The organism is Bdellovibrio sp. GT3 (genome assembly GCF_037996765.1).
Classification (GTDB): domain Bacteria; phylum Bdellovibrionota; class Bdellovibrionia; order Bdellovibrionales; family Bdellovibrionaceae; genus Bdellovibrio.
Window position 1 is genome coordinate 17,616 of sequence record NZ_JBBNAD010000005.1, and the last position, 17,822, is coordinate 35,437.

The window sequence follows — 17,822 nt, forward strand, 5'->3', positions numbered from 1 at the left end:
GAGACTAGGCCGCTTTAAGACCTGCTTTAGAGGCTTCTTTGCATTGATTCAGCATCTGTTCATAGTAACTCAGCGTCTGCTTCAGATTCTGCAACACGACCGTCTGGTGATGTTCCGGCAAAGTCGCAATCTTGGACAGAGCTTCGTCGGTGTGACCCACGTCCTCTTCGGCGTGCACGCGAATGAAATGCGCAGCTTTAGGGCCCCAGGCTTTCTCGACCCTTTTATTGATGTGCTCGCCAAAATAGGCGGCCAAGGCTTCAAGCCCCAGAATATATCCAAAGAACGCCATCGGTGATTGATGTTCAATGTAATAGTACTGCGTTTGATAAAGCGCGCAGGCGCCAGGCATCTCCGGCCACTCTTCCATTTTACTGCCGAGGGTCTTTAGATCGTTAACCAACAATTTGTCGTGACCTTTTTCCTCCCCACTATGCGCCAGGAACCGATTGTGAAATTCGGGCGCCGCAAACTCGGTGCGGGCGCTGGCCAACGCCAACAAACGCGTCGTATGACGGGCAAAATAATAGGTTTGGGATACCCAGGCCGAGTAAGCCTGCTTGTCTTCCCACGGGAAAGATTCAATTTGTTTTTGCGAGTCTTTAAGAAGGGTTTTAAGTTCGTCGTTTACGTTCTTGTGCTTCATTTGCTTCTCTTTTCTGGTTTTTAGAAAATGATTAAATTGAATTACGCTGCTTTTTTGGTTGGAACCGTGATCAGGGACTCGTTCAGAATATCGGTATGATTGGCCTTGGCATCCCACAACACATCAACCAAATCCGCATGTTTCGAATCCGGCAATCGCTGCACGCGACCTCTTTGCGTCATCACGATTTCACATTCGTAGTTCATCTTCTTCACGCTGCCAAAATAGTTCGTGCCGCTTTTTTCAGCTTTACGACGAACATGCAGGTCCTTGCGGGCTGTGCCGACCAAGCCATCCCACCCCCCGGCTTCCATCACTTTGCTACCCAAGGCGATTATTATTTCCGCCCAATTCACGTCACTGTTGCGCGAACGATAATCGGGAGACACCGTTAGATATTCCATACTCATAATCGTATTGATGCCCAGGGATTTGAATTTCTGAATGATGATGTCATCAAAGGCCGCCATATAGTGATGATCTCTTAAAGCGTTTGAACGCAGATCAAATACACTGTACATATGAAATCCAAAGACCTTATTATTATCGGTCACTGCGACGATCACGTCACATCGATGAAAATCATCCGGATTTAACGGTTCACCGACACTTCCCAAAACATCTTTGTAAACTTTTTTCCACAAATCATAGACATCGTTGCTAAGTTGTACCGTGTCTGCGCTCAGCGCCCGTGGATTGAATAAATGATACTGAAATCGCCCCATGCATATTCCTCCGCGATGATCTTTCGGAACGTGCTTGCGCGAACTTGAAGGTTGATTTTTTAGTATTGAAATCGAACGTGCAAATTCTGGAATTACTAGAGAGGAACTCTACAAATCCTTATTTGATACGTAAATAAACGGTTTTTGGATTATTTCAATTCGAGACTCCAACATTTGTAATTAGAGTCGAACGCTGATTTCAGCGACTTCAAAATTCAAAATTTCCGGAATCGTGTGAAGATATCTTCAAACGTTTTAATGGAACACAAACTTCGACTAGACTTGTTAGTATTTTCTAACTTTCTGAGTTGCTTAAACACACTGAGGGTTGTTATTCAATTTGTATGAGCACAAATACAAATCAAACCGAAGTCTTATTGGAAGAGAATAATCAAACAGAAATGTCGCCAACAAAGAAGAAGTCGACATTTGAAAAGAAAGCTCTGTTGGTCCTATCAGCTGTTTTCGTGGCAGTTCTGATTGGCGCATGGGGCTACGCAATGCGCGTGCAGCAAGGAGTTGCAGCCAATGGCATCACAACACATGCCGATCCAGCAGCCTTGATCGAAATCGAACGCATGCGTGGGATCGCTTCGTCGCAACTCGACAACAGCCGCGCCTATTTTCTTTTAGGTTCCCAAAATATTTACGATAAACAAAAGAATGAAAAAGAATCCCTGCTGACGGCACTGACGTCCTTCGAAAAACAACACAGCCTTCCGGGCATTCCAGCAATTGTAAAACGAATCCAGGATATTCAGGTTAAGAATCAAGAGTACTTTGACCAAGCCATCGAACACCGTGACAAGAAAACGGAGTCACGCATCGTCGGCCAATTCTTTCAGTCGAAATCCACTCCCCTTCGTTCCCAGCTCAACGAAGCCTTTGATGATATGATTCACCTGCATCAGGTTCAAATCGACAAAGCACAGGAAGAAATCCGCACCGCTGCTGCACAAGCAGAAATCCAGATTCCTTTTGGCATGACCTGGCTTTCAGGCTCCTTGATTTTCATTTTCCTGGGCATGGCGTTCCTGGTTGTTCGCTTGCTTAGCAAACAGTCTTTTCAACTGGCACAGCAAAACCGTCTTTATGAAGAGGCGAAAAAAGCAGTTCAGGATCGCGATGAAGCGCTGTTCGCCATTTCCCACGATCTTCAGGACTCTTTGAATATGATCTCGTCAACCGCGGATCGTATGGCTTCCACTCCGCAGGGATTGGATATCGTTGAAAGCGGCGAGCTTATGAAAAGCACCGTGATCAATATCGAAGGTTTGATCAAGGATATCCGTGATCAAAAGAACACCGAAATGCACGGCCTGACGTTGCGCATGGATCAGTTGTCCGTCGATAACGTTCTGGATAGTGCCCGCATGCAAATGCAAGCCATGGCCAAACAACACGATGTGCGTCTTCAGATTGACAGTGTCAACCCTCCCGTCCTGGCATTCTACGACAATGAACGCGTGCTTCGTGTCCTTGCGAACCTGATCGGAAACGCTATCAAATTCAGCCCTAAAGGTGAAAAAGTGGTGGTGAAAGTTCGCAGTGACCAGAAGTACGTTAATATTTCTGTGATCGACAGTGGACCTGGCATTCCGTCGCATCAATTGGCCGGTGTCTTTGATAACTTCTGGCAAGCCAAAAAGACCGCCGACAAGGGCGCTGGCATTGGACTGGCCATTGTGAAAACAATTGTGGAAGCACACGGTGGAACCGTTCAGATCCAAAGCCAAACCGGGCGCGGAACCACAGTGACCTTCTCACTTCCACGTCGCAGACCAGTGGGTGCATCTTTGAAAAAGCCCAACGTCATCGTAAAAAGCAACCACGCACCAGAGTGGCAATAAAAAAAGGGAGCCTTGAGCTCCCTTTTTTTGACTTCAATAAGCGGCTGGATAAAGATCAAATCTTCACGAAGAAGGTTTGCAAACATGAAGGCCGTTGTACAAAGAGTCCTTTCCGCTTCCGTCACCGTCGATGGAAAAATCATTTCCTCCATCGGTCCGGGATTTCTGACACTTCTGGGAGTTGCCAAAGGCGACACCGAAGTACAATTGCAAAAACTCATTTCTAAAATTGCCGACCTCCGAGTTTTCCCCGATGCCGATGGCAAAATGAATCTTTCTCTGAAGGATGTGAAGGGAGAACATCTTTTGGTTTCGCAATTCACACTTTTAGGTGACACATCGAAAGGCAAACGTCCCAGCTTCATCAACGCTGAATCACCGGCACTGGCAGAGCCCCTTTATCAAAAAGCCCTGGAACTCAGTCAATCTGCCGGAATTCCAACACAAGGCGGAATATTTGGGGCTGATATGAAAATCGCCTTGCTCAACGACGGTCCCGTAACCTTGCTCCTTGAAGTTTAACGTTTCACAGGCTACATTCGGTCACACCCATGGCACGTTGCTGCCAAACGATGTAAGGACACACAATGGAATTGGATCCAAAAACAGAACCCGAATCAAAGCAAATGTATGTTTTGCTCGGAACCATTGCTGCTATTCTTTTGGGATTTCTGACTCTGGCCATCCTTATCTATATCTATTGGGTTTTACCGTAAATAAGCTCGACCAACGGCCAGCTCCGATACATACAGCTCCCTGCCTTAAATTCCGATAATAATCTGTATGAAAAAATCAGGATTAGTTTTATCTGGGGGTGGGGCGCGTGGTGCATATCAAGCAGGTGTCTTGCTTGCGATCTATGAAATTGCCCAATCCTCGGGAGTTCCGCTTAAATTCGATTTTCTCTCTGGCGTAAGTGCCGGAGCGATCAATGCAAGTTCGTTGGCCAGCAATGCCCACGACTATAAATACGCCACAGATTCTTTGGCTCGCTTGTGGAGTGAAGTCCATTTTGATCAGGTCTTTTCCACCGACTCCCTGACCATGGGAAAAATTGGCATCCAGTGGCTAAAAGAAATATCTTTGGGTGGAATCGCCGGTACAACACCAGGCCGAGGACTTTTGGACACCACGCCCCTGCGTGGACTTATCAGTCGCAACATGAACTACGACCAGGTCCGTGAAAATATTGAAGTCGGTCATATTGATGCTCTTTGCATCACCTCCATTGACTACGCAAAATCCGCAACGACATCTTTCGTGCAAAGTAAAAATGAAATTTCCTCCTGGGATAAAGGGCGTAAACGCAGTGAGCTTAGTGAAATCAACACTGAGCACATCATGGCGTCCTCGGCAATTCCGTTGCTGTTTCCACCAATCAAAGTGAATGAAAGATTTTTCGGTGATGGTGCTGTTCGTAATCATGCACCCTGCAGTCCGGTGATTTATCTGGGTGCAGAAAAACTTATGGTGGTCGGAGTCCGTTTACAAAGTTCCACCGCCTATGATTTGCATGCCGAAAATTCCGAAACCGCACCAAGCCTTGCCCGCGTGATCAACACGATCCTAAATGGCGTGCTGCTGGATGCTGTCGAGCAGGATATCGAAAAACTGCGTCGCCTGAATGAATACGCCAAAGCAATCACACCCGATCAACAACGCAAAGTCGCGTTACGTCCTTTGGACTATCTTTTCATCTCGCCATCTGAAGATATCGGCGAAATGGCTGTGCAAAAGGCCGCAAAACTTCCCCGTATCATTCGCTATTTGATGAAAGGTTTGGGAAGCATGCAGGATGCCAGCGAAATCATCAGTTATCTGATGTTTGATCCGACATTCTGCTCGGATCTGATAGAAATAGGTCGCAAAGACGGTTATGCTCAAAAGGAAGAAATTATTAAATTCCTTTTGAAATAGGCGTCATGGGCAATAAAGCTGATTCAATCAAACGACGACACCCTTTGGAATCACTGGGTGTTAAAATGGTTCGACGCGGAGACATCCGCATTGAACGTTTGAAAGACAGAATCACTCCGAAGGTTGCTTTTCCTCACAAGCATGATTTCTATCAAATCGTGGTCGTGCACAGATCCACGGGCTGGCACGAGATCGACTTCACCACCTACCCCGTCAAAGGATCTCAGGTTTTTCTGATTAAGCCTGGCCAGATGCATGGCTGGAAGCTTGCAAAAAACAGCAAGGGCTTTGTCATTGAATACACCGAAGAGTCCTTTGGAAAAAATCTGTTGGGGAATCTGCGTTTGTCCCAGCACAGCCGACTGGTTCCGGATCACTTCAAGATTCCCACAGGCAATGATATATTCTCTGAAAAGTTTTTGGCGATGATGGAAAGTGAATTCCTTAATCAGGGAGACAACTACGAACTGTCATTGCAAAGCTATTTAAGTCTGGTTTTGCTGGAAGCCTTGCGGGTCACCAAAGCCGCTGACCGCCAATTGGGCGAAAATAACGACGTGGTAACACAGTTCACCGATCTGGTGGAAGAGCACTTTCAGGACGAGCATCTGGTGGAATTCTATGCGGCTCAATTGAAAGTAACTGCAAAGTCACTCTCCGCAAAAGTTCAAAAGGAACTGGACGTTTCGGCCAAGGAATACATTTTAAATCGCTGCCTGCTGGAAGCGAAACGAATGCTATCATATTCCGACTTGAGTATTGCGGAAATCGGCTACGCCCTTGGTTTCGATGACCCCAACTATTTCAGTCGTTTTTTAAAGAAGAATATGAAAGTAAGCGCCGGCAAGTTTCGCAAAACCGGCAAGCCCAGCCAGACTTAAAACTTGTCCGTGAAGTGCTCTGGTGCGTTTTGCCCTTCGCCATGGCTGCGTTCGGTGTCCAAGGCCACCTTACCTGTGATCCCCACCCATTCCGGGAAAAAGAAGGCCAGGACGGCATAGGCTAGAAAACTGAAAATCGAAATTATGATCGCGCCACCCACGACCCACATTGTGCTGTCCATATTGGCTCCCTTCTGAATGTCATTATGTCCGAATTCCCGGTTTTTGACCATGGAGCAATTGCCCACGGACTAGCACAAATTTCCCATTTGAATCACCTTGGGGATGGGTTTACAATTTTGCTTTAACAAGGAAGTTAACAAATGAAACTGGGTATTGAGGTTTTGCTTTCCGATGCAAAGATGTTGAAGTCACTAAAAGGAAAGCGTGTGGGCCTGGTCTGCCATCCCGCCAGTGTAAATGAAAATCTGGAACACAGCCTGGATCTGCTATCTAAAAAAATCAAACTTTCCTGCGCCTTCGGACCACAACATGGTGTTCGCGGTGACAAACAGGATAACATGATTGAAAGCCCGAACTTCGTGGACCCCGTTCATAAAATTCCCATCTTCAGTCTTTACGGCGAGGTTCGCAGACCCACCGCTGAAATGATGAGCCACTTTGATGTCCTTTTGTTTGATCTTCAGGACCTCGGTTGTCGCATTTATACATTTATCACCACTTTGCTTTACGTGATGGAAGAATGCGCGAAGCTGGATAAAACCATCATCATCCTTGATCGTCCGAATCCAGCGGGCCGCCCTATTGAAGGATTCAAAATGCTTCCGGGTTGGGAGTCCTTTGTTGGAGCAGCTCCAATTCCAATGCGTCATGGTCTGACGGTCGGCGAATTGGCTTTGTACTTTGCTGATTTCTACAAAATGGATTTGGATTTGAATGTCATCAAAATGAAAGGTTATGCGCCAAACAAAGCGCCTGGATTTGGCTGGGAGCAAAAACGTGCGTGGGTTAATCCATCACCGAATGCCGCGAATTTGAATATGGCCCGCGCCTATCCGGGAACTGTTTTGATCGAAGGCACAACACTTTCCGAAGGCCGCGGCACGACTCGCGCACTGGAAGTCATTGGTGCCTCTGATATCGACTTCAGCGAAGTGCTGGTAAGAATGAAAAAGAAAGCACCGCAATGGCACAAGGGTGCGATCTTGCGTGAATGCTATTTTGAACCAACTTTCCATAAACATGTCGGGAAGCTGTGCCACGGATTCCAATTCCATACGGACACCGTCGCTTACAAGCATGAACTGTTTAAACCATTCCGTTTAACCGCCCTGATGCTAAAAGTAATCCGCGAAATGCATCCACAGTATCCAATCTATCGCGACTTTGCATATGAGTATGTGAAAGACCGTTTGGCCTTTGATGTGATCAACGGCGGTCCGGCTCTGAAGAATTGGATTGAGGATAAAAAAGCCACGCCAAAGGATCTGGATCAGGCACTGGCTAAAGACGAAAAAAGCTGGGCAAAAGAACGCAAAAAGTATCTGTTATACAAATAGTTCTAACCGACAATAATGGTGGGGGACATTCTCCCACCATTTTCATTTGCAGCGATCGAGTACTCAATATACTGCAAACTTCTTAAAAGCTTGCGACGCAAGATACGATCCGCAACCGACGCCTCCGAAACTGAAAAAGCGAACTGACTTACTAACACCAGTGAAAAAATTAAGAACCGCATCCTGGCCCCCTTTCCTATTGATAAGACAGGGAGTGCTGGACCTTCGGTTAATGAAATCGCGATTCTCTAAGATTTCCTCATCAGCTGCGATATAAGCTCGAAAGAGCGCAATCTGTCGCTGTGATTATACTGATCCGAAACTATCATCAGCTCATCGGCCTGGGTGGCATTGATGAACTCCTGCAGTTTACGGATTACTGTCTCCGGCCCGCCAATAATGGACGTCGCCAAGCGGGATTTCACCAGTTGCTCCTCGGCCACGGTCCAATAAGCAGCCATCGAGTCCACCGGTGGTTCCATGTTCACTCGTTGATTACGGATGATCCCCAGGAATCGTCTCATCATCGTCGTCGACAATCGTTGCGCTTCCTGATCTGAATCTGCTGCGACAATTTGAATTCCAAGCATCACATAAGGTTTCTTTAAATGTTCAGAGGCCTGAAATCCTGCGCGATAAATTTTAATGGCATCCATCATTTCGTCAGGAGCAAAGTGGCCCGCAAAAGAATACGGCAACCCTAAATATGCAGCCAGCTGCGCGCTGTAAAGTGAAGAGCCCAATATCCATAGCGGAACATTCACACCCGCCCCTGGAATCGCCCGAACCTTTTGATCGGGATATGATTCCTTGAAGTAACCTTGCAGCTCCAGCACCAATTCACCAAAATCCGGTTCACGTCGCAAATCCCGGCGCAGCGCCCGCATCGTCAATCCATCGGTCCCCGGTGCTCGCCCCAATCCCAAATCAATTCTTCCCGGATACAAAGTCCCCAATGTTCCGAATTGTTCAGCGATCACTAGCGGCGCGTGATTCGGAAGCATGATGCCGCCCGAACCCACGCGAATGCTCTTGGTTCCTCCAGCGATGTAACCGATCAGTACCGAAGTGGCGGCACTGGCAATGCCTTCCAGGTTGTGATGCTCTGCCAGCCAATAGCGATTGTATCCCCACTGTTCTGCATGACGAGCCAGATCCAGGGAATTGTGAAATGAATCCGCGATGGATTTCCCTTGAGCGATCGAGGCCAAATCCAAAATAGAGTATTTTACTTCAGAGAGAGTTTTCATATTTGTAATTCCTAATTCAGCCTTTACGCTTTGTGATTCTGCAATTTAAGTGTAGATCGACATCTTCAAATGAAGAGAGGTCAAAAATGAAAACACTAATCACAGCACTATTCCTATCCTTCGGTTTCATCAGCGCAGCTCATGCGAATCAATGGACCCATGTTCTTACAACAACGATCACAACGCAATCACCTGACTATAAAGACATTCTGATTCACAATCGCGGGACTTACTCTCAAATCATGGTTGAAACGGGCTCCAAAGCACACATCGAACGCATCGACACGATCTCTCACATTCTTTGGGGTAAACAAGTTTCCGGAATCAGCGGAGTTTATGCTGCTGGCGAAAGCAAAACAGCTTACTTCGGTCCTTCCAAAGTTCGCTTCTTGCGCATTTACGTCACTTCAATTCCATTCGGAATGCCCGTGCCTGTGAAAGTTTGGATGCGATAAGCCCAATGGATCGTGAGGGTGATTAACTTTATTACCCTCTGAATCCACCCATTCAAACTGAACCGCATTTTTAAATTCCTTGCGACGAAGGAAGTAGTAAACCAACGCAAATCCAATTCCCAGAACGAATCCGGTGAAATGGGCACTGTAACTGACTTGTGGATCAAAGGCCGATGTCGGCATAAACACCCCAAGTCCCACGCCAACGGCTCTAATTCCTCTATGAAGTCGCGATCTTTTCTCATCGAGCAGGCAATACAGAGCGAGCCACGCTCCGCCCATCCAATATACAACGCCCGAAGCCCCCAGCAAGTTCACTTCAGGTGGATAACCTTTAAGTACGATGTAGTTAATTATTCCGCCGAAAAACAAAGCTGCCGTTGGAAACATCCAAAGACCAAAAAATCCCACCAGCAAATAGCCTAATACAAAGAATAGAATCATGTTGCTAAGCAAGTGCCCGATGTCAGCGTGGGAGATCAAAGCCGTCCATAAGCGCCAGTACTGCTTCTTTTCAAAGACATTCTGTCCTGATGCAGGCATCCACTGATCTGCACCTGCAAATCCATCCCAATATCCAATCGCGCCAATCACCAGGATTAATACCGTCAATGCCGATATGAATCCTGCTAATGGCGATGGTCTATGGCTGAGCCAGGTGGCTCTTACGTTCTTCCATATGGTTTGTTCCATCGATCCTCCAAAGCGTTGCACTTAATTCTGAGTCCAATCCAAGGGAAGTCAAGGCAGCCAAAAAAAAAGGCCGTCCATCGGACAGCCCTTTTATATTTGATTTGAAGTCGAATCCTTACGGGTTGTAAGTTTGGTGACTGTTTTCCTTGGAATCAAACAACGCCTTGATATACGCCGCTGCAGTGGCGTTGTCGTTGTTTTGCAAAGAAGTCTGAATTTGCACAGCCAATCCCGCTGCATATTGAAGATGCTGCTGATAGTTTTGCCATACAGCCGGTTGTTGATCTTGAGGCCATCTGTTCAGGATTTCCGGAACCTTTTGCATATTCGCCTGAAGCAATAAGGCAATCTGATTTGCGTAAACTGCGTTTTGCTGATTCTGAGATGGATCATTCACAGAAGCTTTGATCAGCTTTGCCATTTTTTCGATTTCCATCATGTCTTGTTTGATGCTGGTAACTTCAGCGTAGGCCGCCAACACAACCACTGACAATGCTACAAAAACTGAAACTAAAATTTTACGCATAACTCTTCCTCTGCTGATTCTTAAATTTTCTTGTGGGCTTTGTTAACTTTGTTGTTAACTTCCTGGTTTTTTTCCACGATCGGAGCGTAATCACGCTGAGCTTCGGGAGTTGCCAGGGTTTTTACCAAAAGATCGCGATATTCAACTAAGGCATCACGGAACTCTTCCATGAAGTACAGGTAGTATTCTTTCAACTCTTGTTTTTCTTTAGGGTCAGTCATCAGACCGCCTTTGGAAGGCAGCACGGACTCCGTCGGATTAGCCATCACAGCTTCCGCACAAGCGATGGAAATATTCAAACCAGCAATACCTTTTTCGATATCCTGATCAGTCACTTTATCCCAAGGATCTCCGATTTTGCGCGCCACTGTTTCAGCATCAGCAAAATACTTTCCGAAATTACGCATTACTCGGTTGATCGTTAATTCAGTTTCATTATTGCGTAGCGGGCAGGTTTCTTTTGCCAAAGACACAGCCGGCATCAATAGAGCGATCGCGATAACAATACGAGAAATCATGGGCACCCCTTTAATAAACAGTGCCAAGCTAGTAACTGAGGGTTGCTTGGAAGTCATGCGAGGGGCCAGCCAGCACTCTAATTGAAAACCAAATGGCTTGCCGATAAGGAAAAATTTACCAGTTTTTCAGTCTTAACAGGTATTTACCCGGGATAAGAGCTTTCTCAATTAGCCTTGCGAATCTCAAGTAGACTGGTTCCGCGGATATCCCCAAGGATCTCCAGGCTCATAACTGATGACAGATGTTGCCCGGCCAGATGAAAGGCGCTCCAACCATGTTGGCGCTGCTCGCGCAACAAAACATAGGCGCGTCCCCCGGGGCGAAGCGAGTTTTCAATTCCACGCATCAGATTGGCGAAATCAGAATCGATAAAGAAACGACATCTGTTTTTAAAATCGGAGGGGGATAAAGTTCCTTGGTCCCGATGGAAGTAAGGGGGATTGCATAATATTAAATCATACTGATTTTTATACTTTTCCGCCTGAAGCACATCATAGTTCTCGCCAACAAAATTCAGATTCGTTTTGGAGTCCGTCACGTGCTTGGAGTTTTTGCTAAAATGCTCCTGATAAATTTCGGACTGAACCTCCAAAAAATCAAAGGCTCTTGGAACAACTCCGCGCTCCTTTTGATTATGAAATAGAAAGTCCAATCCGATAATCCCGCAACCCGCACACAAATCCAGACATGTCGCCGGAGCCAGTCCCTCGTCTCGATAGATTTCATAAACTTGTCGAGCAAGGAATACCGAATCGTGAGAGAAATGGTATTCCTCGGGTTGAGAATATTCAAAGGTGTAGTGCGGGTTGACTGATGACATACAGCCACTTTATCCCCGACTTCCCCCTATGGCAATGATCTGCACAGCTTTAATCCCAAAGACTCATTAATATCCAGCATCCTCTGTGTTCCGTAGTGTTTGTTTAAATAGTTCAGAACCGCCCTGTCGCCACCAGAACCCATGGGATAAATCTTTACACCATTGCGAACGGTCGGCGTATATGCGACCCCGGTGATCTGAGCTTTGCCCTGATCGTTCTTGGCAAGTCCCAGATACATAACCGCAGACGCCCGACGCTCGACATCCTTTTGACCTGCTACGAAATTTCCCAACGAGTAGACAATGAAGGTTTCCCGTCCATCCTTGGTCACGTATTTATCCCAAGGCTGCAGCACATGAGGATGCGAGCCGACCACGGCGACAGCACCTGCATCCAGAAACCTTTTGGCGCCAGCAACTTGCTTCGAATTCGGTGATTGCTTGTACTCTTCCCCCCAATGAGGATAGACGATCACCGCATCGACATCTGAACGCCCCGCCAACTCCCTGACTAAACTCTCGGCTTCGGGTTTGAAACAATTCAATACCTGAGATTTGGAATCACTGCGCCCGTTGGTGGATTCAGTACAACCCACAAAAGCCACGTTAATCCCACGAATTGAAACCGTTTTATAATAAGCCCCGTTTCGTTCCTGGGAATGGCGAACTCCCACCGTTGGAATTCCATAACTTCTGGCTGCATTGACAGTTTTATCAATACCGATAGCACCGCGATCCAAAGAATGATTGTTGGCCAAGGTCAAAAGATCAATGCCACTGTTGCGAAGGTTTTCCAGAATTCGCGGATGGTAATTAAAGACCATGTTGGTGCCCGAATAAACCCGGTCATCATAAATAAATCCGACATCGCCCCAGTCCCGGCCTTGGGCATCGATCCCCATTGCCGCAGGACCTTCAAGATTAGCTATTGAAAAGTGCGCTTTTGCGAACAGGGGGTTGATGGATCTCCAGATCTGGGAGAAGTCCTTCGACTCGCTCACCACATTCAGGTAAAGCATTTTGTGAATCAAAACGTCCCCGACAAACGAGATCGCCGCAAATGGAGAATTTTCCTGGCACCTGCCACTGAAATTCAGATCCTGTCCCTGTGCCCATGTTACTGATGGAAGAATCCCCAGCATCACTGCCAGGGATTTAAAAAATTTGTTTTTCATTTTTGTATTATGCCTCTGAAGAATTGCGACGATCCCGAGCCACTTGCCCTTTGCGTGAACGGGCACTGGAATATCCGGCAATCCGCTTGCCCACGGTTCTTGTCGCCGATAGATTGCCCCGGGGTTCGGTGGTCTCTTTGGCGTACATTTTTCTTTTGGTCTTAAGCATGAAATCCTCGCGAGGTTCATCATTGCGCTTCAAATTCATTTTGGGTTGTGCGGTCATGCTTTTTTTGCCTCGTAAAGCCTTGGCCTTACGTTTTGCAATACGTTCCTTGTTCAGGACACGATCGAAACGATCCAAAGTTCTTTCCATACTGCGCAAACGGAATGTTGCCTCACGCACGACAGTTTTATCATCCGCTTTTGCACGAACAGTTTTACGATGACGTTTGATTAAATCCACAGTACGAGCCCGGGCTTTTTTCAGTCGATCATGAGGAACTTTTTTAAGATCGGAGGATTGACCTTGAGTGAATAGTTTAAACTCCGCTTTTGTCAGTCTTTTTTTCGCCGCTTTTTGCGTGGCGGACATTGTCGTTGTCATAGTTACTCCTTGTTGTTCGAATCTAAATAATACGAGCAAGCTTCCTCGCTACCCTATTGACAAATAGGGCCTTTGTTGGAAAGCATGAGGTAACCCAAAAGAGGACTATCATGAAGATCAAAAGAATTTGCGTGTACTGCGGAGCGAACCCCGGCAACAAAATTGAATATGGCGAAGCCGCGCGTGAATTGGGTTATCTGTTGGCCGATCACAAAATCGAACTGGTTTATGGCGGTGGCAAAGTGGGCTTAATGGGAATCATCGCCAATGCCGTTTTGGAAAAAGGTGGACTGGTCACGGGCATCATTCCGCAAAAACTGGTCGAGCTTGAACAAGCTCATCATGGTCTGACTGATCTTCGTATCGTCAATGATATGCATGAACGCAAAGCCACGATGGCTTCACTCGCAGACGGCTTCATCGCATTGCCGGGTGGATTCGGCACATTGGAAGAACTGTTCGAAGTTTTGACATGGTCACAAATTGGCTATCATCAGAAGCCAATTGCCTTGGTAAACGTGCAAAACTTCTTTGACCATCTCCAACTTTTTGTCAGTCATGCAACTTCTACAGGTTTGTTAAGAAATGAATATTCCAGATTTTTTCAGTTAAAAGAAACGCCTCAGGAAGCCTTAAAAGCAATACTTTCTTAGCCACAGAATTTTGCCTCGAATTCATATGGCATAAGTGGGGTCACAACTAAATTCGTTTCAAATTTGCAATTGGTGTTGCGAAACATTGTCGGGTAATTAAATAGCCGCAATGAAATTTAATTTAAAGACTGAACCATACATTCAAAGTTATCGCGAAGACCTGGTGGAGCTTTCTCTGGTGCTGGAAGCTTTTGGCTATAAGGTTGAACCTTATACAGATGCCGGTCTTACGCATTTTCATAATCTTTTGCCTGAAGCCCGCAAAAACGTAGCTCATGCTTTGCATGCCTATGTAGGAGCTTTGAAGGCCGAACTGGCGAGCGGGCTTTACCAGAACGACCGATTCGTGTTGCAGTTCCTTTTCCGCATTGGACAGGCACCAAGCACGGATCTTTCCAATACATTGAAGAACGAGCGCTTCATCCAAATCTACAATCGTGATAATCTGCAGATCTTCCGCAGTCTTGCGTGTTATGAGCGTTGCTCATTCACGTTAGAGCAGTTAACCAGCCGTACTTGGCTGGAACTATGGGAAAGGGACACCATGTTCACCATGACCTTTTCTAAAATGGCTCAGAACTTACGTTCTGTGATGAAGTATTGTGCAATTAACTTCGATTTCCCCTACCACAATGTCACTGAAATCGACTCAGCCATGTCCTATTCATTCCAATACAAGCTTAAAACCGTCTGTGGTTTGACTCGCCAAAATCAAATCCAGTCGGCCCTGCTCATTGAGGACTGGAAGTTCTAAAAAACTCTGTAATTTTGGGAAGATAAGTCTTTTGGGGTTGCGGTTTGGACGCAACCCCTGTAGCTATCTGTCCCTATGACTTCTGTAAAATTCTCTGATCTTCCCCTTGTAGAACCTATCCAACGTGCTGTCGCTGAAACCGGCTATACAGTTCCAACCCCTATTCAGCAACAAGCGATTCCTCACCTGTTGGAAGGCCGCGACCTTTTGGGTTGCGCTCAAACCGGCACCGGTAAAACCGCTGCCTTTGCCTTGCCGATCCTGAATCACCTGGCAAACCAATGGAACAGAACAGCTCCAAAACAAGCGCGCGTTCTGGTTCTGGCTCCGACACGTGAACTTGCCATTCAAATTCACGAAAGCTTTCAAACTTATGGCAAGCATATGCGCATTCGCACCGCTGTTATCTTCGGTGGCGTCGGCCAGCAGCCGCAAGTAAAAGCTCTTTCTCAAGGAGTGGATGTTTTGATTGCGACTCCGGGTCGCCTGTTGGATCTGATTCAACAAAAACATCTGCAATTGGGAAAATTGGAAATATTCGTTTTGGATGAAGCCGATCGCATGTTGGATATGGGCTTCCTTCCAGACATCAAAAAAGTAATCAATCTACTTCCGGCAAAACGCCAGAATCTTTTCTTCTCGGCAACCATGCCGAAGGAAATCCAGAAACTGGCTGACTCCCTTTTGCAGAATCCTGCGAAAGTGGAAGTGGCACCTGTCTCTTCAACGGCAGAAATGATTGAGCAATCGGTCATGTACGTGGATCGCAGCAAAAAGCGCGACTTGCTTCGCCACCTTCTTCAGGACAAGACTTTCGATAAAGTGATTGTCTTCACCAGAACCAAGCACGGTGCAAATCGTGTGGCTGAGGGTCTTGCCAAGAATCACATTCCGGCAGAGGCCATTCACGGAAATAAATCTCAGAACGCGCGCCAACGCGCCCTTGAGAATTTACGCGAAGGTAAAATCCGCGTTCTGGTGGCAACGGATATCGCTGCTCGCGGTATCGACATTGATGACATCAGTCACGTGATTAACTTTGAACTTCCCAATGAAGCCGAAAGCTATGTTCACCGTATCGGTCGTACCGCCCGCGCCGGCAGCCAGGGTATTGCCATTGCATTTTGTGATGCCGAAGAGAAATCCTATCTTCGCGACATCGAACGCCTGATTGGTAAAACCATCCCAGTCGTCACCGAACAACCTTACCATTCTGCTGAAATCGCCGGAAGCCACATCCTTTCCAAAGGAAAAGCCAAAGCCATGATTGAGGCTATGGAGAACGCGAAACCAAGTCGCGGTGGTTTTAAAAAACGCCGTCGTTTGAACCCTCGCAAAAAGCCGCCCACTTTTGAAGCTAAAGGAGGCGCACCGAAAGGTGGTGCTCCCAAAGGCGGCGCTCCGAAAGGCGGCGCGCACGGCGGAGGACATAAAAAATGAGCCTGCACGAAACAAGTGAAGCAGTTCCTAAGGCCGTTCTTGTAGGCCTCCAAATTGGCAGAACTTCTGAATCAGAAGTTCAAAGCTCTTTGGTCGAGCTTTCGCGCTTGGTTTCAACGCTGGGCTTTGAGGTTATTGGTAAATTACACCAACGTCGTACTTCTACAAAAAGCGCGACAGTTCTGGGCGATGGCAAATTGGTTGAGCTGGCGAAATGGACCGGCGGTACTGGTAAAATTGCGCCAAATTTTGTTAAGAAAAAACACAAAGCTGCTTTGAAGTTTAAAAACGAAGACGAAGAAGACGACATCTTTGACTTCCCCGAGGAAACTTTCGAAGAAAGTGAACCCGAGGACTTTGTGGAAGTGGAGAACCCTCAAGATCAAGCCCAGTGGGTGGTCTTTGACTGTGATCTTTCACCGCTTCAGTTGCGCAATATCGAAAGTGCTACAGGCGCCAAGGTTTTGGATCGCACGGGCGTGATCATTGAAATCTTCAGTCGCCATGCTCGCACGCGGGCTGCCCGTTTGCAGGTGGAAATTGCTCGCCTGACTTACGTTGCGCCTCGCATGCGCGGTGTCTCCGGCGGGGACGATGACCGCATGGGTGGTGGTGGTAAAGGTGTCGGGGAATCCGCGATCGAGTTGGATCGCCGTAAAATTCGCGACCGTATCAAAGAATTGAAACAGGAACTTTCCTCTATCGGACAGGAACACCTAACCCGTCGGTCACGACGCGAGCAGGAGGCCTGCGTAGCCCTAGTTGGGTACACCAATGCTGGCAAGTCCTCCTTGATGCGTACGATGACTGGCAGCGAAGTTTATGTCGCCGATAAGTTATTTGCGACATTGGATACAACTGTTCGCGCCGTCTATCCTGAGACTCGCCCTAAAATTTTACTTTCCGATACAGTGGGCTTCATCAAAAAGCTTCCGCATGATCTGGTTGCCTCATTCAAATCCACTTTGGATGAAGCTTTAAACGCATCCCTGTTGTTGTTTGTTGTGGATGCTGCCGATCCGTCCTTCCGCTCGCAACTGGAAGTCACAAAAACGACTTTGGCTGAAGTGGGTGCTGGGGACATCCCGAGCTTGCTTATTCTTAATAAGCGCGATTGTTTAACAGAGGAACAGACGTCCAGTTTGGCCACCGAATTTCCTGACGCTGTGTTTTTGTCTACTCGCAATGCGCAGGACGTTGAAGATCTGCGTTTGCGCCTGGTTAAGTTTTTCGAAAACTCCATGCGCGAGGAAGAGATCTTTATTCCGTATAAAGTTCAAGGGGTTATTGGTGACATCCGGGCTCGTTTAAAAGTCTTGGGTGAATCCTATGACGAAAAAGGTGTGCGACTAAAGGTCCGTGCCAACTCCGAGGACTTTGATAAGATCGCCAAAAAAATTCGTGATGCACTGGCTGATATCGATTAACAGCGTTTCATTATTAAAGTTTAA

At 46.9% G+C, this 17,822-nt stretch carries 22 protein-coding genes; 11 read left to right on the forward strand and 11 right to left on the reverse strand.

The window, feature by feature from the left end:
- Positions 1 to 4: 4 nt before the first annotated feature.
- Positions 5 to 646, reverse strand: coding sequence for an iron-containing redox enzyme family protein (locus AAAA73_RS07370; protein WP_340597557.1), 642 nt, complete (start codon positions 644 to 646; stop codon positions 5 to 7).
- A gap of 41 nt (positions 647 to 687) precedes the next feature.
- Positions 688 to 1,371: a hypothetical protein gene (locus AAAA73_RS07375; RefSeq protein WP_340597558.1), complete on the reverse strand. Its 684-nt coding sequence runs from the start codon at positions 1,369 to 1,371 to the stop codon at positions 688 to 690.
- Between the two features lie 344 nt (positions 1,372 to 1,715).
- On the opposite strand from AAAA73_RS07375, the gene AAAA73_RS07380 reads away from it, so the two are divergent.
- The 5 genes from AAAA73_RS07380 (at position 1,716) to AAAA73_RS07400 (ending at position 6,019) form a co-directional block, all read left to right on the forward strand.
- Positions 1,716 to 3,221, forward strand: coding sequence for a sensor histidine kinase (locus tag AAAA73_RS07380; protein WP_340597559.1), 1,506 nt, complete (start codon positions 1,716 to 1,718; stop codon positions 3,219 to 3,221).
- Positions 3,222 to 3,305: 84 nt separating this feature from the next.
- The gene (gene dtd / locus AAAA73_RS07385; RefSeq protein ID WP_340597560.1) at positions 3,306 to 3,743 is read left to right on the forward strand and encodes a D-aminoacyl-tRNA deacylase; all 438 of its coding nucleotides are present in this window, start codon (positions 3,306 to 3,308) and stop codon (positions 3,741 to 3,743) included.
- A gap of 65 nt (positions 3,744 to 3,808) precedes the next feature.
- The gene (locus AAAA73_RS07390) at positions 3,809 to 3,937 is read left to right on the forward strand and encodes a hypothetical protein (protein ID WP_340597561.1); all 129 of its coding nucleotides are present in this window, start codon (positions 3,809 to 3,811) and stop codon (positions 3,935 to 3,937) included.
- Between the two features lie 67 nt (positions 3,938 to 4,004).
- On the forward strand, positions 4,005 to 5,138 hold the full coding sequence (locus tag AAAA73_RS07395) for a patatin-like phospholipase family protein (protein ID WP_340597562.1): 1,134 nt from the start codon (positions 4,005 to 4,007) through the stop codon (positions 5,136 to 5,138).
- 5 nt (positions 5,139 to 5,143) lie between these two features.
- Positions 5,144 to 6,019 (forward strand): AraC family transcriptional regulator, encoded by an 876-nt coding sequence (locus tag AAAA73_RS07400; RefSeq protein WP_340597563.1) that lies wholly within the window; start codon positions 5,144 to 5,146, stop codon positions 6,017 to 6,019.
- Here AAAA73_RS07400 and AAAA73_RS07405 read toward each other — a convergent pair.
- Positions 6,016 to 6,201: a hypothetical protein gene (locus AAAA73_RS07405; RefSeq protein ID WP_340597564.1), complete on the reverse strand. Its 186-nt coding sequence runs from the start codon at positions 6,199 to 6,201 to the stop codon at positions 6,016 to 6,018. The two genes, AAAA73_RS07400 and AAAA73_RS07405, sit on opposite strands and share 4 nt — an antisense overlap.
- 141 nt (positions 6,202 to 6,342) lie before the next feature.
- On the opposite strand from AAAA73_RS07405, the gene AAAA73_RS07410 reads away from it, so the two are divergent.
- Positions 6,343 to 7,539 carry an exo-beta-N-acetylmuramidase NamZ family protein gene (locus AAAA73_RS07410; RefSeq protein WP_340597565.1) on the forward strand — a complete coding sequence of 399 codons (1,197 nt, stop codon included), beginning with the start codon at positions 6,343 to 6,345 and terminating at the stop codon, positions 7,537 to 7,539.
- Positions 7,540 to 7,541: 2 nt separating this feature from the next.
- On the opposite strand, the gene AAAA73_RS07415 is transcribed toward AAAA73_RS07410, so the two are convergent.
- The gene (locus AAAA73_RS07415; RefSeq protein ID WP_340597566.1) at positions 7,542 to 7,721 is read right to left on the reverse strand and encodes a hypothetical protein; all 180 of its coding nucleotides are present in this window, start codon (positions 7,719 to 7,721) and stop codon (positions 7,542 to 7,544) included.
- 66 nt (positions 7,722 to 7,787) lie between these two features.
- On the reverse strand, positions 7,788 to 8,789 hold the full coding sequence (locus AAAA73_RS07420; RefSeq protein ID WP_340597567.1) for an LLM class flavin-dependent oxidoreductase: 1,002 nt from the start codon (positions 8,787 to 8,789) through the stop codon (positions 7,788 to 7,790).
- An 86-nt stretch (positions 8,790 to 8,875) separates the two neighbouring features.
- Between AAAA73_RS07420 and AAAA73_RS07425 the strand changes: the two genes are divergently transcribed.
- Positions 8,876 to 9,244 (forward strand): hypothetical protein, encoded by a 369-nt coding sequence (locus tag AAAA73_RS07425; RefSeq protein ID WP_340597568.1) that lies wholly within the window; start codon positions 8,876 to 8,878, stop codon positions 9,242 to 9,244.
- Here the strand turns inward: AAAA73_RS07425 and AAAA73_RS07430 are convergent.
- The 6 genes from AAAA73_RS07430 to AAAA73_RS07455 form a co-directional block, all read right to left on the reverse strand.
- Positions 9,197 to 9,937, reverse strand: a complete 741-nt coding sequence (locus AAAA73_RS07430) for a rhomboid family intramembrane serine protease (RefSeq protein ID WP_340597569.1) — start codon at positions 9,935 to 9,937, stop codon at positions 9,197 to 9,199. The genes AAAA73_RS07425 and AAAA73_RS07430 overlap by 48 nt on opposite strands.
- A 115-nt stretch (positions 9,938 to 10,052) precedes the next feature.
- Complete coding sequence (locus AAAA73_RS07435) at positions 10,053 to 10,463, reverse strand: hypothetical protein (protein WP_340597570.1); 411 nt, start codon at positions 10,461 to 10,463, stop codon at positions 10,053 to 10,055.
- Positions 10,464 to 10,483: 20 nt separating this feature from the next.
- Complete coding sequence (locus tag AAAA73_RS07440; protein ID WP_340597571.1) at positions 10,484 to 10,981, reverse strand: hypothetical protein; 498 nt, start codon at positions 10,979 to 10,981, stop codon at positions 10,484 to 10,486.
- Between the two features lie 164 nt (positions 10,982 to 11,145).
- Positions 11,146 to 11,802 carry a methyltransferase gene (locus AAAA73_RS07445; RefSeq protein ID WP_340597572.1) on the reverse strand — a complete coding sequence of 219 codons (657 nt, stop codon included), beginning with the start codon at positions 11,800 to 11,802 and terminating at the stop codon, positions 11,146 to 11,148.
- 26 nt (positions 11,803 to 11,828) lie between these two features.
- Complete coding sequence (locus tag AAAA73_RS07450) at positions 11,829 to 12,977, reverse strand: CapA family protein (protein WP_340597573.1); 1,149 nt, start codon at positions 12,975 to 12,977, stop codon at positions 11,829 to 11,831.
- A gap of 7 nt (positions 12,978 to 12,984) precedes the next feature.
- Positions 12,985 to 13,524 (reverse strand): hypothetical protein, encoded by a 540-nt coding sequence (locus AAAA73_RS07455; protein ID WP_340597574.1) that lies wholly within the window; start codon positions 13,522 to 13,524, stop codon positions 12,985 to 12,987.
- Between the two features lie 110 nt (positions 13,525 to 13,634).
- Here AAAA73_RS07455 and AAAA73_RS07460 point away from each other — a divergent pair, with 110 nt between their 5' ends.
- From AAAA73_RS07460 to hflX, 4 genes are all read left to right on the forward strand, one after another.
- On the forward strand, positions 13,635 to 14,177 hold the full coding sequence (locus tag AAAA73_RS07460; RefSeq protein ID WP_340597575.1) for an LOG family protein: 543 nt from the start codon (positions 13,635 to 13,637) through the stop codon (positions 14,175 to 14,177).
- 109 nt (positions 14,178 to 14,286) lie between these two features.
- A complete protein-coding gene (locus AAAA73_RS07465; RefSeq protein ID WP_340597576.1) occupies positions 14,287 to 14,931 on the forward strand; it encodes a hypothetical protein in 645 nt (214 codons plus the stop codon).
- Between the two features lie 75 nt (positions 14,932 to 15,006).
- Positions 15,007 to 16,371 carry a DEAD/DEAH box helicase gene (locus AAAA73_RS07470; protein ID WP_340597577.1) on the forward strand — a complete coding sequence of 455 codons (1,365 nt, stop codon included), beginning with the start codon at positions 15,007 to 15,009 and terminating at the stop codon, positions 16,369 to 16,371.
- Positions 16,368 to 17,798: a GTPase HflX gene (hflX, locus tag AAAA73_RS07475; RefSeq protein WP_340597578.1), complete on the forward strand. Its 1,431-nt coding sequence runs from the start codon at positions 16,368 to 16,370 to the stop codon at positions 17,796 to 17,798. The genes AAAA73_RS07470 and hflX overlap by 4 nt, the downstream gene beginning before the upstream one ends.
- The last annotated feature ends 24 nt before the right edge of the window (positions 17,799 to 17,822 follow it).

Coding starts and splice junctions, on each gene's coding strand:
- AAAA73_RS07370 (WP_340597557.1), bottom strand. CDS start 646: ATGAAGCACAAGAACGTAAACGACGAACTTAAAACCCTTCTTAAAGAC.
- AAAA73_RS07375 (WP_340597558.1), bottom strand. CDS start 1,371: ATGGGGCGATTTCAGTATCATTTATTCAATCCACGGGCGCTGAGCGCA.
- AAAA73_RS07380 (WP_340597559.1), top strand. CDS start 1,716: ATGAGCACAAATACAAATCAAACCGAAGTCTTATTGGAAGAGAATAAT.
- dtd (WP_340597560.1), top strand. CDS start 3,306: ATGAAGGCCGTTGTACAAAGAGTCCTTTCCGCTTCCGTCACCGTCGAT.
- AAAA73_RS07390 (WP_340597561.1), top strand. CDS start 3,809: ATGGAATTGGATCCAAAAACAGAACCCGAATCAAAGCAAATGTATGTT.
- AAAA73_RS07395 (WP_340597562.1), top strand. CDS start 4,005: ATGAAAAAATCAGGATTAGTTTTATCTGGGGGTGGGGCGCGTGGTGCA.
- AAAA73_RS07400 (WP_340597563.1), top strand. CDS start 5,144: ATGGGCAATAAAGCTGATTCAATCAAACGACGACACCCTTTGGAATCA.
- AAAA73_RS07405 (WP_340597564.1), bottom strand. CDS start 6,201: ATGGACAGCACAATGTGGGTCGTGGGTGGCGCGATCATAATTTCGATT.
- AAAA73_RS07410 (WP_340597565.1), top strand. CDS start 6,343: ATGAAACTGGGTATTGAGGTTTTGCTTTCCGATGCAAAGATGTTGAAG.
- AAAA73_RS07415 (WP_340597566.1), bottom strand. CDS start 7,721: ATGCGGTTCTTAATTTTTTCACTGGTGTTAGTAAGTCAGTTCGCTTTT.
- AAAA73_RS07420 (WP_340597567.1), bottom strand. CDS start 8,789: ATGAAAACTCTCTCTGAAGTAAAATACTCTATTTTGGATTTGGCCTCG.
- AAAA73_RS07425 (WP_340597568.1), top strand. CDS start 8,876: ATGAAAACACTAATCACAGCACTATTCCTATCCTTCGGTTTCATCAGC.
- AAAA73_RS07430 (WP_340597569.1), bottom strand. CDS start 9,937: ATGGAACAAACCATATGGAAGAACGTAAGAGCCACCTGGCTCAGCCAT.
- AAAA73_RS07435 (WP_340597570.1), bottom strand. CDS start 10,463: ATGCGTAAAATTTTAGTTTCAGTTTTTGTAGCATTGTCAGTGGTTGTG.
- AAAA73_RS07440 (WP_340597571.1), bottom strand. CDS start 10,981: ATGATTTCTCGTATTGTTATCGCGATCGCTCTATTGATGCCGGCTGTG.
- AAAA73_RS07445 (WP_340597572.1), bottom strand. CDS start 11,802: ATGTCATCAGTCAACCCGCACTACACCTTTGAATATTCTCAACCCGAG.
- AAAA73_RS07450 (WP_340597573.1), bottom strand. CDS start 12,977: ATGAAAAACAAATTTTTTAAATCCCTGGCAGTGATGCTGGGGATTCTT.
- AAAA73_RS07455 (WP_340597574.1), bottom strand. CDS start 13,524: ATGACAACGACAATGTCCGCCACGCAAAAAGCGGCGAAAAAAAGACTG.
- AAAA73_RS07460 (WP_340597575.1), top strand. CDS start 13,635: ATGAAGATCAAAAGAATTTGCGTGTACTGCGGAGCGAACCCCGGCAAC.
- AAAA73_RS07465 (WP_340597576.1), top strand. CDS start 14,287: ATGAAATTTAATTTAAAGACTGAACCATACATTCAAAGTTATCGCGAA.
- AAAA73_RS07470 (WP_340597577.1), top strand. CDS start 15,007: ATGACTTCTGTAAAATTCTCTGATCTTCCCCTTGTAGAACCTATCCAA.
- hflX (WP_340597578.1), top strand. CDS start 16,368: ATGAGCCTGCACGAAACAAGTGAAGCAGTTCCTAAGGCCGTTCTTGTA.